The organism is Pontibacter sp. HSC-14F20, assembly GCF_019599265.1.
Lineage (GTDB): Bacteria > Bacteroidota > Bacteroidia > Cytophagales > Hymenobacteraceae > Pontibacter.
The window spans coordinates 1-13,920 of the sequence record NZ_JAHZTC010000002.1 but is presented as its reverse complement, the minus strand read 5'-3'; the positions used below and the strand labels follow the sequence as shown (position 1 = coordinate 13,920).

Sequence of the window (13,920 nt, the reverse complement as noted above, 5' to 3'; positions counted from 1 at the left end):
ATTAACATCCCCCTGCCCCCTTCAAAGGGGTAATTTCCCGCCATTGCGGATTTATAAGTATAAAACATTGTAGTTACAACATCACAAGCTACTGACAGGTATAACAAGACTAACTTGCCCCTTAAGCAATGAAACAGATCTCCTGAGCCAGGTGCACCAATTGACACTCCACTGTTGGGGGTGAAGGGGTCCCCCTGTCAAGAGCGTTCAGCGAGTGGGGGTAGGGGCCCTCGATTTGGAGCGTCTTGATTTTTTTGCTTACTGGGGGTAGGGTGCCTCGATTTTTTTGTCAAGACAAAAAGCGAGTGCCCGCCGCACAGGCGAAGCTATAAAACAACATAGGACGCTATACCTGCAAAAGCTACAGAGCAACCTCCGGGCCAGAGGCCCCACTATACCAGACACGAGCTTGTGGCCTTATCCTGTGCCATAAGTTTCGTAGAATAGCCGGAAAGGAGGTGGGTTTATGGAAGAGAGCTGGGGCACAAGAGAGTTTAAGGCATGCGGAGTGGAAGACAGAGGCGAGGCGAAAAGTTTGTCGGCCCTGGCCGACAGGCTGTTGGAGCCCCCTGAGATGGCCTTTTCCAGCGCTGTTGGCAAAGGGTTGCGTAAGGCCGCCTGGCGCCTCTTCTCCAAAGAGGAGGTGGATGTGAGCTGCGGGCACTACCCTCGGACGGCCCAGCGCTGCCAAGACTGCCAGGGGGTGCTGGTGAGCCAGGACACGACCTGGCCTGAGCTACCTGTCCCACCATGCCACGGAGGGGCTGGGCGACCTGGGCGGGGGCAGCGGCGGGGTGAACCTGGGGCTGAGCCTGCACTCGGCGCTGGCGATGAGCCCGGCGGGCCTGCCGCTGGGGCTGGTAAAGGCCATAGAGGCGGCGCCTCCAGCAGGGCAAGAGCCTGTAGCCTGGTGTCTGCTCACCACCATCCAGGCGGAAGATGAAGTCACCGCCCTGCTCATGCTCGACTATGACCGCAGGCGCTGAGTCAATTACCGCAGGCGCTGGGTCATGGAGCGGTGGCACCTGGTGCTCAAGGGCGGCGTGAAAGTGGAGCGGCTTTGGCTCAAGAAACTGGCAGAGCAGCGCATGTTTTTGAGCCGCTTCAGCTGCAAGTACTCGAGCAGCAGATAGGCAAGGAGACGCTGACAGTAAAAGGAGCCTTAGGCGCCATAGCTGCACGGGCTGGCTTTACGCCTTCCAAAAAGCAGCCGTTGCCAGGAGAGAAAATCATTGGGAGAGGATGGAATATCTGCTCGAGCAGGTGCCGGGGCTATCAACTCGCGTTACAGAAAACTTAGGGGACATGATAAGGCAGGGACGCTCGCGCCATATGCTATACCTGACTTGCTATACCTTCATAAGCCTTAAAAACAAAAAAGCCCCATTCAGTTAAGAATAGAGCTTTTAGAGTGCGCGCGGGGAGATTCGAACTCCCACACCCGAAGGCACCACCCCCTCAAGATGGCGTGTCTACCAGTTTCACCACGTGCGCAGCTGATTAGGTTTGCAAAAGTATACTGCAGAATTGAGAATTGCAACTGCCAGACTCCCACAAGTACACTTTTTTAACACACAAGCAGCTTCTCAATCGCAGTCTATACCTTATTCCCCAAACAGTCAGGCTGATAGCTATTGCGGTAAGGTATAGCGAATACCCAGGAAAAACCGCCGGCCCTGCATAGGCGCATAGTTGTACTCCGTATCGAAGCTGTAGCCGTAAGGGTTGTCTACCTCTACTTGCTTATCAAATGGATCAAAGGGGCGCATGAGCGGGTGCTGGGGCATGAAATTGAACAGGTTTTTCACACCTCCGTATACCTCCAGCCCCTCTCCCATGGTCTTGGTTGCTTGCAGGTTCTGCAGACTAAACCAGGGTGACTTCTCAGGCCTGAAATCATTTTCCTGCACCGGCAGGTACATCGGGCCTTTTACGCTGCCTGTGTAGTCGAGCGTGAGGCCGAGTTGCCTTAACTGATATGATGCTGTGAAAGTGCCCGAAAACCGAGGTGCGTGCAATTGCGGAATGCGTTCTTTCTGCCCCTCGCCTGTGTCCTTTACCTGGTATACATCCATCAAAGTAACACCAGCATACAGGCGCAGCGGGAACGTAAAAGCCAGCTCTGTGTTTAGGGCTATACCTTTGGAAATGGCATGCCCGCTCAGGTTGTCGTAAATGATCTGTGTGTTGTTCGTCAAAAAATCAGCGATGATCTTGTTTGTGAAATAGGTATAGAAAACCGATCCTTCCAGGTTCAGAAATCCGCTGCCGATCGGAATGTAGCGCTGGTAATTCAGGTTGGCGTTGTAAGACTGCTCCGGCTTCAACTCATTCCGGATGACTACCTCGCGGGCACCGGTCAGGGCGGCGTGGTCTTCGGTAAACAGGTTGACCACACGGTAACCATTGCCCATACCCAGCCGGAAGATATTGTCCCCGTTTGGTGCCCAGCGCATGCTTAGGCGTGGAGAGAAAATGCCGCCGTGTTCCGAATGGAAGTCGTAGCGCAGGCCGGAAAGCAAAGTAAACTTGTCGGAGGCTTTGAACTCGTGCTGGGCAAAAGCCCCTGGCAGCGAGGAGCGGTCCGGCTGATTTTCGTCATCTTCGCCCCGCTGCGTGGCAGGTGTGTTATCATCGTACCAGGTATAGCGGTAGTTTCCACCCAGTAGCAGCTTCTGCTTTACTCCAAGATCACGGTCCCATACCAACTGCCCAAAACCTACGCGCTGATGCCCTCTGTAAACTGTCTCTCCATAAGCGGCGTTCTGCTGGTGATCGTTGTAGGAAAAGCTCAGCAACAGGTTTTCAGGTATAGGCAACTGGTAGCTTCCCAGCACTTCATAACGACTCGTATACACCGACTCACCGTATACCTGATCTCCCCCACGGTGCACGGGCTGCCAGGGCATCTCCCCTCCAAAACGGTCTTCGTAATAATAGCGGGCCGCCAGGTTGGCCACACGGTTTTGCGGACGGTTCAGGCTCCATTTGTTGAAAATTGAAAAGCGATGCTGCAGCGGGATATCTGTAAAATTATCCTGGTTCATGTCGCGTCGGTCGGCAAAACGAAAATAATTGGTACTTAGCATAGTCGATACGCGGTTCCAGCGCTTGCTATACCCAAGGTCAGCGTTCAGTTCGCGGTGTGAGGTATAGAATAAGTCGGCAGAAAGGCGTGGCGCCGTGGCAGGACTTTTGGTGATGATGTTGATAAGCCCTGCCACCGCTTCGGATCCGTACAAAGTAGAGGCTGGTCCCTTCACCACTTCAACCCGCTCAATCAAACTGTTAGGTATACCGCTCAGACCATACACCGTGGAGAGGGCACTCACGATCGGCATTCCGTCTATCAGCACCATCGTATAGGCCCCTTCCATGCCGTTAATATGGATGTCGCCGGTGCCGCACACATTGCAGTTGATCTGAGGCTGCACCCCATTCACAATTTCAAGTGCTTCGAAAATAGCCGGTGTCGGGTTCTTCTGAAAATACTTCGGGGTATAGATCTCTACAGGCACCGGCGACTCCAGCAGATACGTTTCGCGCATGGTGCCCGATACGACAACTTCGCGCAAACGGGCGTCCTGTGGCTGTAGGGTAACTTTTACCGTGCTCACTTCTCCTGCCCTAACAGTAATTTCCAGTTCCTGCGCCCTAAAACCGATTGCTGAAACATGAAGTTTATGCTGTCCTGCCTGTACCTGGCCTAACTCAAAATAGCCGTTTTCATCGGCAGTGGTGCCGGTGCTGCTCCCAACCAGACCAATGCTGGCAAAGGCTGCAGGTGCGTTCCCTGCCATTACGTGTCCCTTTACATTACCAACCTGGGCATAAACCGTAAGCGGAATGACTAAAAAAGCACAGATCAGGTATATGTTCTTCATTTTTCTCAATTAAGCTTTTTCTAACTATTACGAGACAAACTTAAATAAAAGTTTAGATTTCCTTATACATTTTTTTAGACTAGACTAAAAACATTATTCCTGTTTTGTTGTTCAGCTAGCATACTTGTTGCAACATTTTGGAAGTGAAAGGTTTGCATAACTAATCCCGAAAAAACGCAAAACATTTGGGAAGCGCCGAAACCATATGCATAGCTAACAATGTTGCTTTAGCACAAAAGCGCATAAAGTTTTAAGGACACCGCTGGCCTTATGCTTAAGTTTCGCATTTAATGTTTGGACTATTTCGGGTGTATACCTAAATTTATACCTGCATTAAGAATAGTTATATTACAATATTTAGCCAGGGAAGTGTATGAGCATCGAGATAAAAGGACTATCCAAAGCGTATGGCAACAAACACGTATTGCAATCGCTTGACATGACAATAGATCAGGGCCAGTGCTATTGCCTGCTCGGCAAAAATGGCGTCGGCAAAAGCACTTTCCTTAACAGCATTCTCGATCTCATAAAGCCTGACAGCGGCACTATTTCACTATATGGCAAGGATTACCTGACCAATGCACTGGAGGTGAAGCAGGATTTAGGCGCTCTGTGCGAAGACAATCCGCTTATCGAAGAGTTTACAGGACTAGAGTATCTCAACTTTGTGGCGAAACTGTATAAGTTGCCCGAAGACGAAGCCCAGCAGCGCATCAATAGCCTGACCAATTACTTTTTTACGGAGCGGGAGTCGCTGCACAAAAATATAGCGGGCTATTCTACCGGCATGAAAAAGAAGGTGGGCATTGTAGCCGCTATCCTGCACAAACCGCGCGTGCTCATTCTGGATGAACCTTTTACAGGCCTCGACCCCATTGCTGCCCAGCTACTTGTGAAACTGATCCGCAACTACAGTACACCAAACCGGGTAGTACTTATCTCATCGCATGACCTCAATTATGTAGAGCGCGTGGCGACGCACATTGGTGTGCTCAACGACGGACAGCTGATGTATAACGGATCGGTGCAGGAGTTCACCATGAACGGTGAAGCATTAATTGACCAGGCTCTGTTCCAGTTGCTGCTTCCGCACCACGCCACCACCGAGGCCGACATCGACTGGATGTTGAATTAGTTAGAGAGTTTTAGGGTTTAGGAGTCTGAGATTGAAAAGCACTCCTGAATTCCCCGGCTCTCAAACTCCTAAACGCAATTACATGGATCTGATTTTATATTCCTGCAAGGCGAGGTTAAACAGCTATTTCCGGCAAAAGAAAATGCAACGGGTGCTCCTGCTTGCGCTGGGTATTGTGCTGTCAGCCTTTTATGCCTGGCTTTTTACATACCTGTTACAGCAGGCCCGCGAAGGTGTACTGAATATGGATGTCAGCCAGATGCTGGGCTATACCAACCTGCTGCTACTGAGCTTTACAATACTGCGTGGCTTTTTTCCGGCTTATATCCCGAAAGCGGATTTCATTAACCGCATCTACCCTATCAAACCACTCAAACGCTTCAGTACTGAACTGGTAGTGGAGCTGGTGTCGCCGTTTTATTTTGTGCTGCTCAACTTCCTGCTGCTGCTCTTCATGATGTCGTCTGACTATACCGCCCTGCACCTCATGCAGAGTTTTCTGGTGTTCCTGACGGCGCACATTACCAGGCGGTCGCTACAGGTATTTATTGAGCGGCGCATCAACTGGCGTGGCAGTGCATTTTGGGGAGCAGTGATTATGGTGGGCGCTTTTATAGCCTTAGAGGCCCGCGCGCCTATGTTTGAGCCTGTCAATTCGGTAATGATGTTGGTAGTTCACCTGGCTTCGCTGGCTTTTTTTCTGCTTGCCAATTACTTGCTGGAGCAAGCAGCCTACGAGCCGAAGCGCCGCACTGTGAACTACAGCAACGATGCCCGCCGGAGCCTGGGCTGGCGCCTGTTCAAGAACCACAAAATGGCCAAGCAGCTACTCCTGTTTGGTCTGGGTTTTAAGGTGCTCATGCTCGGCATCGACGCCACGGTATATTCGGCCAAGGGCATTCACATGCTCGACAAGAACGCAACGCTCTGGTTGTTTGTGGGTCCACTCGTGATCTATACCTACGTGTTCAACAACGTGTGGGGCTTTTACAAAAACCTGTGGCTGACAACTGAGCGTGCTACCGGAAGCTACAAAGAATTTCTGCGGGCCAGCCTGCTGCCGCTGCGTATGCCTATCCTGATAGACGCGGCCATTGTGGTGCTGTATGTTGCTTTCTTTAACCACGAGCAGGCGACTTTTATTCTGCTGATGTATAGTGCCGCCGTTCTGGTGCTGACACCTATCGCTATCATTGCTTCCTTTACAAGCCCTAAGATGGTGAAAGGCGGTATCCTGAGTTTCAGTGCCAAGACTTCATATCTGTACAGTTTCATTTCAATCCTGCTGCTGGGCCTGCTGTTTTTGCCGCTGCTGCACCCGATGCTGTACATGGTATACCCTCTTGTGATCGCCCTGACCTTATTTGCCATGGTAGCGGTATTACAGGAGTATAAGCAATACAAGTACAGGCTGTTTGAGACGCTCTATAAAACAGAATAGGCTGCCTATACCTTATACCTGAAAGTCCCCGGCTACCACAATAGCCGGGGACTTTTGGTTTAATGGCACGATACGATGTAGCTGCTTTTGCAGCCTGCTATACCTGTGCAGCAAAGGTATACTGCACAAGACAAACTTTGAGGGCAATGCTAAGTGAGGGCTAAAAACAAAAAAGCTGCTCACATACGTAAGCAGCATTTTTGTTTTCCGTGATCCCGCTGGGATTCGAACCCAGGACCCATACATTAAAAGTGTATTGCTCTACCAGCTGAGCTACAGAATCGGCACTTGTTATTCCCGTGTTGGGAGTGCAAAAGTAGGGCTTTTTCCTTAATTCGCAAAACCTAATATATTTATTCGCTCTCCTCACGGTAACTGTATAAAACGCGGCAACGCAATTTTGGTTTAATCCACCTAAGCATCAAGGTGTTATCCAGATTGAGCAAAATTAATTATTGTAGAAAAAATTTCAGCATCTATACCTGCCAATAGATTCCCGTTATAAATACTGTTCCTTTCAAGGAAGCTAAGCAGGCAGCAATTCACTCAGATCAAACACGTCTACTTCCACTTTTGCCTGCAACTCCAGGTTCAGAAACATCCGGTTGGATTTCGGGGTAATATCCTGCACGCGCACCTCTTCCACAGCACCGGTCAGTTTTAGCCCTTTCAGTTCCATACCTGTCTCCAGCATTCCGTTTGCCTTAATCAGCTCACCCGAAATAATTTCGGCGAGGTTTACCCTTGCCTTCTGGATGATCTGGTTATAGGCCACTTTATTGACCAGCACCTCGAGCGAGGAATTATAAAAGCGGCTGGTCGTCTGGGCCTGCATGTTGAACCTGCGGATGTATACCTGCTGCGTGTCATTATCATAACCGGGCGTTGCCAGCACATACAGGTCCACGTTGTCACGTTTGAGGATGGTCCGCAATATCCGGATCCTGACTCTTAAGATAATGTCGCCGTTACCTGAACTGCTGCCTGCTAGCCCCACATCCAGAATCTGCGCGTAAGGTGAATCGCTGGCTTCTTCTGAGGGTTTGGGTATGTATTCTCCTACCAGTTGTTTTTTGAGCACGCCCTCCAAAGCAGGGTAAGAGACAGTAATCGGCACCTGAATCTTGACAAAGTTTTCCATGAATAGACTTTAAGTAAGCTAAGCCGTTTAAACTCGAAACTACCCAAAGGGTTTAAGTTTGAAGACGGTAGAAACAAAAAAAGCCCCAAACGCAGGTTTGAGGCTTTCCAGAAGTGATCCCGCTGGGATTATATCAAACACAAACAGCTGTTATCCAGCGCTTTTATTTGCAACAGACTAAAACGGTCTCGAATAGGTTACCTCACACTCGAGACTTAAAGTTAAGATTAATTCCTTAAAATTAAATTAAGGCCTGATCATCTCCTGCTAGCCCGCTCACTTACAAACACAAAAGCTCGTACCTGCACAACAGTAAGATCAGGTATAGAAAATGAATTTTTACAATTATCTGGAGGCGTCATCTTGGAATATTTGCCAGAACCGGCCATTTAACTGCTCCGCTTTTCTGCTATCCAGTTAGTGTCTGCATGAATCAATGAGTCTCAAGGTAAGCCGTGGTGAAAGGGTGTTCTTTGGCGGTGCTACTATCCATGATGTGTAACACAGTCCAGCCTCTTTCTTTCAAATAGTCAGAGATGATGGCACGGTGACAACGCCACCATACTGCCTCAGAGCACATGTAAGCTGTAGGCTGCTGAGATGCTATCTCCGTCAATCTTCTTATACCTTCTTCGAACTCCGGCGTTTCAGCGTAATCTGCGTAGCCTCGAAAGGATTCACTCCGCCAGACCGTATTGGCCGTGTCCGGCCTTGGCTTTCTGCGACCGCCAAGCTCGGGATGCTGGCTGTAGGTAATGCCAGCCTCGGGTAGGTATAGCTCCAGGTCAGAGACGTTAAAGTGCGGATATTTTTTAGAACCAGGATAGCGCCGAACATCAGACAACACCTCAATCTCAAATGCCTGCAGTAATGCCACAAATTCCTGCTGTCTTCTGGTAGAGTGGCCTATGGTCCAGATGGTTTTATTCGTGCCTTTCATATTGCGCTTGTTCCACCCATTGGGCGTATGTAACAGATAAGGTGGTTTCAGTGAAACACCTCTAAAGCAATACGTGACGCTGCGAATTGGTTTTCCCTGGCCGTTATTTAACAGTAATAGCACCCTTCATAACAGGATGAAAACTGCAATAGTAAGTGGCGCTAGTCCTGGCAACTTTCTTCCAGGAGCTTTTGGCAGGCAGGGGCGGCGACTTCCACGACTGGCCGGTGGCCTCTGTCACATCATGGGTCACCATATCCAGGTTTATGAACACCACCGTATCCCCCGGTTTCACACTCAGATGGGACGGGTTGAACTTCATTTGCCTGATCTCTACCCTGTGCGTCTTTGCAACAGGCCCTGCTCCCGAAAAGGAAAACCCCGTCAGAAACATCAAAGCGCAGCACAATACCCCGCCGCGCTTTGTCATCAAGATTGGTCGCCTCATTTTCCGGACATTTCGTGCTGTATCATTTTCGCATGTTCCAGGTGCGCCTCCAGGGCTGGTACCACGGCCTTTAACAAGTCCCTCAGTTCTGCATTCTCCGACTCGGGAATAAGCAGATTTTTTACCGCAGCGATAACAGATTCGTGGTAAGCCACTTCATTGTCTATATAAGTTTTGTCAAAGTCCTTCCCTGATTTGGAGCGTAGTTGCTGTTTTGTTTTTTCTGCGTCGGCTTTCAGCTGCTGGCTTACTGCGTTGTCCTTGGGCGTCACACCAAGCTTTTCCACCAGCGCAACTGCCTGCTCAATTACAGCCTGGTGGTCATTGGCCATAGTCTGGGCAAATTTCAGCACCTGTGCATTCTTAGATTTCTCTTCCGCGATAGCAGCAAAATCAATGTCGATTTGGTTGGCTGTTACCGCCGCCGATGCTACTTCTGCATCAGACAAAGTCGGATTTCCCTGTGCCAAAACAGTTGATCCGAAGACGAACATACCAAGCAATAAAGCCAGGGCATTGATTGTGATTCTCTCTGAATGTTTCATGTTTTCTGATTTTAAGTGATTGTATACCTATTGGAGTCGTTCGGCGGTAATTGGTTACAAGTAGCGTCATCGTTTTTGTGGTGCCACCGGAATTGCCCAGGTTGTAACCTATACCTGCCAGAAGCACTCTAAGAGTTTAAAAGAGAACCCATGCGATATCCGAAGGGAAAAATTGTGGCGATAGGCGGAAACGAGGACAAAGGCTCCTTGCCCATGCCTGATGAGGCGCATTTGCGAGCGCAAGTGCGCTTCTTTGAGACCGGCATTCTCAAACGCATCCATGACGAGCTTCATGGAATCGGCACCCGCATCGAGGTCATTACAACTGCTTCCCACATTCCGGAGGAAATGGCGCAGGCCTATTATGATAGTTTCCTGCTTCTGGGCTGCGACAACGTAGGCACTCTGCACCTGCAAACAAAAGAGGATATAGTTAAGCCCGAAAACCTGGACCGGTTGCGGAAAACGGATGCTGTCATGTTCACGGGAGGTGACCAGCGCAGGATTACAGAGGTTTTTGCGGGATCACAGGCACTGAAAATTTTAGAGGAAAGATACTGGCAGGAGGAAAAGTTTTTAATCTCCGGGACCAGTGCTGGTGCTATGGCCATGGCCGAAATAATGATTCTGGGGGCAATAGAACAAAGTCTGTTGGTGAAAGGGGCAGTTGAACTTGGTAACGGATTGGGCTTCCTGAAAAATGTGATTATAGATACCCACTTTGTGAACCGCCGCCGCATTCCCAGAATGATAGAAAGTCTGGCTGCCAACCCGGCTCTTATAGGTATAGGGCTTGGAGAAGACACTGCGGTCCTTATTACAGGTGGGAATTGTCTGGAGACCATTGGCTCTGGGCTGGTGGTGCTGTTTGATGGCAGGCACTTAAAGGAAAATAACTACGCACAACTGGCACCTCACGAGCCACTCTGTCTGGAAAATATGTTGATGCATGTTCTTCCTAAAGGCAAAAGGTTTGAAACGCAATCCGGCTATCTCCTTTAACCATACTCCCCGCTTGCCAACGACAGGCATCAGCTGTGCTTTTGTAACCAATTGGGAGCCCACCTACTCTAAGTTAAAAGGATTGGTTCCAGACAAGCTTCTTATGGACAGGCAACTATTTATAAGAGCGACTGGTACTTGAATACAAATCTGATATACAATCAGTTAATCACACTTACCCGCTTGAAAAACATGCATAAAATGGAAGTTTCAGCCAGTTATACCCCGGATGGTGAGATTGTCTCAAAGATAAATGCCGGTGAGAAAGATCTGTTTGAAATCCTGATCAGGCGACACAATGGAGCACTTTACAAAGTGGGCCGTTCTTTCGGACTTGTGCATGATGACGTGCAGGACCTGATGCAGGAAGCTCACATAGCGGCTTATCTGAATTTGGGAAGGTTTGAGTCCCGCTCCACTTATAAAACCTGGCTGATCAGAATCATGCTAAACAAGTGCTATCACTGGAATATGGAAAAAGTGCATAAACTCAGATCCGCCTTCTCAGAGGCCAGCCATACCGGAAAAGTAGATTTCATAGAGACAAGTCCGTCCTCTGACGGAAATAAAGAGGTGTTGAACCGGGAGCTTGGTCAGGTGCTGGAGAAATGCATTGAAAAACTGGCTCCCGAATATCGCACCGTGTTTGTACTGCGTGAGCTGGAGGGCCTTAATGTGCATGAGACAGCCGAGGTGATGAGCCTGACAGAAGCAAATGTAAAAGTGCGTCTGAACAGGGCTAAAAACATGCTGCGCAAGCAGTTGGAGAGTTGGTATCCTAAGGCCGCTGTGTATGATTTCAATCTGATCTACTGCGATCAGGTGGTGGCCAATGTTTTTCAAAGGATTTAAGAGAGCTGCTACTCGACCTGATGGACAGTTAAATATGTGCGCTAAGAAGTCGATTTTGTAATAACACTTATACTTTTACCACTCATTATGGAGACACAGTCTTTCTGGGAGGCTACCACTCCCCAACGCCCGGATCACCCCACTTTGGATGGTAACCTGCGAGTGGACGTAGCCATTATAGGTGGCGGCATAACCGGAATCACCACTGCCCACCAACTTGTGAAAGCAGGTAAGCGAGTGGCGGTACTGGAGGCGCGCAGCGTGGGAGGCGGTACCACCGGCTGGTCTACAGGCAACCTGTATGTACCTGTAGGGCCATATTTTCATCACATAGCCAATACCAGAAGCCAGGAGGTCGCCAATACCGTTGCTGAAGCGAGGTTCACGGCCCTGAATTATATGGAGCATCATGCCCACAGGTATAGCATGGACTGCCATTTCGCGCGGCGGCCGTGGTATTTTTTTACCCAGGATGAGGACATGGTCTCTACCATAGAGAAGGAGGCGGAGGCACTGCAACAGGCAGGTATGGCCACTGAATTTGTAACCCAGGTTCCCGGGCTCAGGTTTGACAATGTTAAGCGGGCTGTGCGCATGGAAGGGCAGGCTCGATTCCACCCGCTGCGGTATGTGCTGGGCCTGGCAAAAGCTGTCACCCAATTGGGTGGGCAGATCTACGAACACACCACCGCGCTGGACCTGAAGGAGGAAGAAGACCACTGCCTACTAACAACAGCACATGGTACAGTAACCTGCAACCAAATGGTCATCGCCACGCACATCCCCATCGGCATCCATTCTGTGCAAACCGTGGCTGCTCCCTATAGAAGCTATGTCGTAGCCATGCGCTTGAAGTCAGGTGCTTATCCGGATGCTTATTACTGGCACAACGACAAGACTCACCACGCCATTACTACTCACAGCACCAACTCCATGGAGCTGGATATGCTGATGATAGCGGGCAATCATCACAAAACCGGCCATGCCTCGCACCAGGAATACCAGCATTATTTTAACGAACTGGAGGCCTATGCCCGGCAGCACTTTGATGTGGCCTCAGTGGAGTTCAGGTGGTCGGCACAGCACTACCGCTCCGGGGACGGGGTGCCATACATTGGACTTACCCACAAAGGGGCGAAGCGAACGTACATTGCCACCGGCTTCTACGCTGACGGTCTCACTTACGGCACTGTGGCCGGTATTCAATTAGCCGAAATGATAGCGGGCGAGAAAACTCCATGGTTGGAGGCATTTGACGCAACTAGAGGGGCTAACCTGGCTACTGCAGGTCAGTTTATCAAGGAAAATGCCAACGTCGCAGCGCAGTACCTGAAAGACATACCTGCCGGGCAGGTTAGTCATTTTGCTGACATAGGTCAGGGTGAAGGCAAAACCATTGAGGTAGACTCTGAAAAATTGGCCGTATACCGTGATGAGCAAAATCAACTGCATGTCTGCTCTGCAGTCTGTACCCACATGAAATGTATCGTGAATTGGAACAACGCTGAGAAAACCTGGGACTGTCCCTGCCACGGAAGCCGCTTTATGATAGATGGGAGTGTGATTGAAGGGCCTGCTATCCTCAATCTGGAACGGAAAGCTATTGATCCCAAAACCGGTCACTTACTTGCATCAGGTGGCAACACTTCAGGTGAGCGCGAAATCAATAACCCTATCACGTAAACCCCGAAAGCCATGAGTTTGATTTATACCTCCATTGGTTTTTTCGCGCTGGCCGCGTTGCTGGGTATGTACCTGCTCACCTTCGTGCTCCGTGGCAAAGAGACGCCCAAGGCCATTGTTTTCTCGCACGGCCCCATGGCGGTCGTCGGTCTGGTGCTGCTGATGATCTACATCGCTAAAGGAGGCCCTAACCCGTGGGAGAGCCTGGTGCTGTTTGTGCTGGCTGCACTGGGAGGTTTGTACATGGTATCCCGGGATCTGACAGGTCGCCCTATACCTAAAGTATTGGCTGTCGGGCACGGGCTGCTGGCGGTGGGTGGTTTTGTGCTGTTACTGGTTTTCGCGTTCGGGAATTAAGCAGGAAAGTGTGGCGCACATGTACAAGACACCAGGCATAAATGAAAAATGAGCCTTTTCCCCTACTCCACTATACCTGGGTCGTTTTATTCTAAAAGACAGGCTCAAAAACTTACTTTCATTCTGTTAAGAAACTTGGTAGAAATAAAGGCCACACCCCCCGGATGTTAACCTGAAGTTACTGCCAGGAGTAAGACCTCTTTACAAAGATCTCTACAGGATGACAACAGTGGTAGCATGAAACGATCCTGCCGCTATACCCTTCTTCAGGTAGCAGAAAGTGTCGGTGGGATTCAGACGGCTTTGATGAAGTTTGAGACAACTATTGTAATTCCGCTGAGCATAAAAAAAGCCCCATCTGTTAAGGAGGGCACTGAAAAAGTCCCTCATTTAGGAGCAACCCTTAGAAGCGATCAGGTAAAACCATGTTTTTACCTGATCGCTTCTCTTATTATCAGAAGTCGTGCTGGCCAACCGAACGATCACTTGTAT

General features: G+C 49.7%; 14 protein-coding genes and 2 tRNA genes. 9 read left to right on the top strand and 7 right to left on the bottom strand.

What is annotated here, in order from left to right:
- The first annotated feature begins 466 nt into the window (after positions 1–466).
- Entirely contained in the window at positions 467–943 is a 477-nt protein-coding gene (locus K3G39_RS02680; protein WP_220624636.1) for a hypothetical protein, read from the top strand.
- Between the two features lie 67 nt (positions 944–1,010).
- A complete protein-coding gene (locus tag K3G39_RS20715; RefSeq protein WP_255593835.1) occupies positions 1,011–1,133 on the top strand; it encodes a hypothetical protein in 123 nt (40 codons plus the stop codon).
- A 279-nt stretch (positions 1,134–1,412) separates the two neighbouring features.
- Here the strand turns inward: K3G39_RS20715 and K3G39_RS02675 are convergent.
- Together K3G39_RS02675 and K3G39_RS02670 are read right to left on the bottom strand one after the other, a co-directional pair.
- Positions 1,413–1,494 (bottom strand) — tRNA-Leu (locus K3G39_RS02675).
- Between the two features lie 137 nt (positions 1,495–1,631).
- Positions 1,632–3,884 (bottom strand): TonB-dependent receptor, encoded by a 2,253-nt coding sequence (locus K3G39_RS02670; protein WP_220624635.1) that lies wholly within the window; start codon positions 3,882–3,884, stop codon positions 1,632–1,634.
- Between the two features lie 373 nt (positions 3,885–4,257).
- On the opposite strand from K3G39_RS02670, the gene K3G39_RS02665 reads away from it, so the two are divergent.
- A complete protein-coding gene (locus K3G39_RS02665; protein ID WP_220624634.1) occupies positions 4,258–5,019 on the top strand; it encodes an ABC transporter ATP-binding protein in 762 nt (253 codons plus the stop codon).
- A gap of 82 nt (positions 5,020–5,101) precedes the next feature.
- The gene (locus tag K3G39_RS02660) at positions 5,102–6,460 is read left to right on the top strand and encodes a hypothetical protein (protein WP_220624633.1); all 1,359 of its coding nucleotides are present in this window, start codon (positions 5,102–5,104) and stop codon (positions 6,458–6,460) included.
- Positions 6,461–6,670: 210 nt separating this feature from the next.
- On the opposite strand, the gene K3G39_RS02655 is transcribed toward K3G39_RS02660, so the two are convergent.
- From K3G39_RS02655 to K3G39_RS02635, 5 genes are all read right to left on the bottom strand, one after another.
- Positions 6,671–6,743: transfer RNA gene (locus K3G39_RS02655), tRNA-Lys, on the bottom strand.
- A gap of 243 nt (positions 6,744–6,986) precedes the next feature.
- Positions 6,987–7,601 (bottom strand): DUF4403 family protein, encoded by a 615-nt coding sequence (locus K3G39_RS02650; protein WP_220624632.1) that lies wholly within the window; start codon positions 7,599–7,601, stop codon positions 6,987–6,989.
- Positions 7,602–8,034: 433 nt separating this feature from the next.
- Positions 8,035–8,541 carry a DUF488 family protein gene (locus tag K3G39_RS02645; protein WP_220624631.1) on the bottom strand — a complete coding sequence of 169 codons (507 nt, stop codon included), beginning with the start codon at positions 8,539–8,541 and terminating at the stop codon, positions 8,035–8,037.
- A 103-nt stretch (positions 8,542–8,644) separates the two neighbouring features.
- Positions 8,645–8,935, bottom strand: coding sequence for a plastocyanin/azurin family copper-binding protein (locus K3G39_RS02640; protein ID WP_255593906.1), 291 nt, complete (start codon positions 8,933–8,935; stop codon positions 8,645–8,647).
- 50 nt (positions 8,936–8,985) lie between these two features.
- Positions 8,986–9,534: a DUF4142 domain-containing protein gene (locus K3G39_RS02635; RefSeq protein ID WP_255593834.1), complete on the bottom strand. Its 549-nt coding sequence runs from the start codon at positions 9,532–9,534 to the stop codon at positions 8,986–8,988.
- A 150-nt stretch (positions 9,535–9,684) separates the two neighbouring features.
- Between K3G39_RS02635 and K3G39_RS02630 the strand changes: the two genes are divergently transcribed.
- The 5 genes from K3G39_RS02630 to K3G39_RS02610 all read left to right on the top strand — a co-directional run.
- Positions 9,685–10,536 (top strand): cyanophycinase, encoded by an 852-nt coding sequence (locus K3G39_RS02630; RefSeq protein WP_220624629.1) that lies wholly within the window; start codon positions 9,685–9,687, stop codon positions 10,534–10,536.
- A 192-nt stretch (positions 10,537–10,728) separates the two neighbouring features.
- Positions 10,729–11,388, top strand: a complete 660-nt coding sequence (locus tag K3G39_RS02625; protein ID WP_220624628.1) for a sigma-70 family RNA polymerase sigma factor — start codon at positions 10,729–10,731, stop codon at positions 11,386–11,388.
- Positions 11,389–11,475: 87 nt separating this feature from the next.
- The gene (locus tag K3G39_RS02620; protein ID WP_220624627.1) at positions 11,476–13,071 is read left to right on the top strand and encodes an FAD-dependent oxidoreductase; all 1,596 of its coding nucleotides are present in this window, start codon (positions 11,476–11,478) and stop codon (positions 13,069–13,071) included.
- A 12-nt stretch (positions 13,072–13,083) separates the two neighbouring features.
- Entirely contained in the window at positions 13,084–13,428 is a 345-nt protein-coding gene (locus K3G39_RS02615) for a hypothetical protein (RefSeq protein ID WP_220624626.1), read from the top strand.
- A 237-nt stretch (positions 13,429–13,665) separates the two neighbouring features.
- The coding region (locus K3G39_RS02610; RefSeq protein ID WP_220624625.1) for a hypothetical protein at positions 13,666–13,920 on the top strand (255 nt) is incomplete at its 3' end.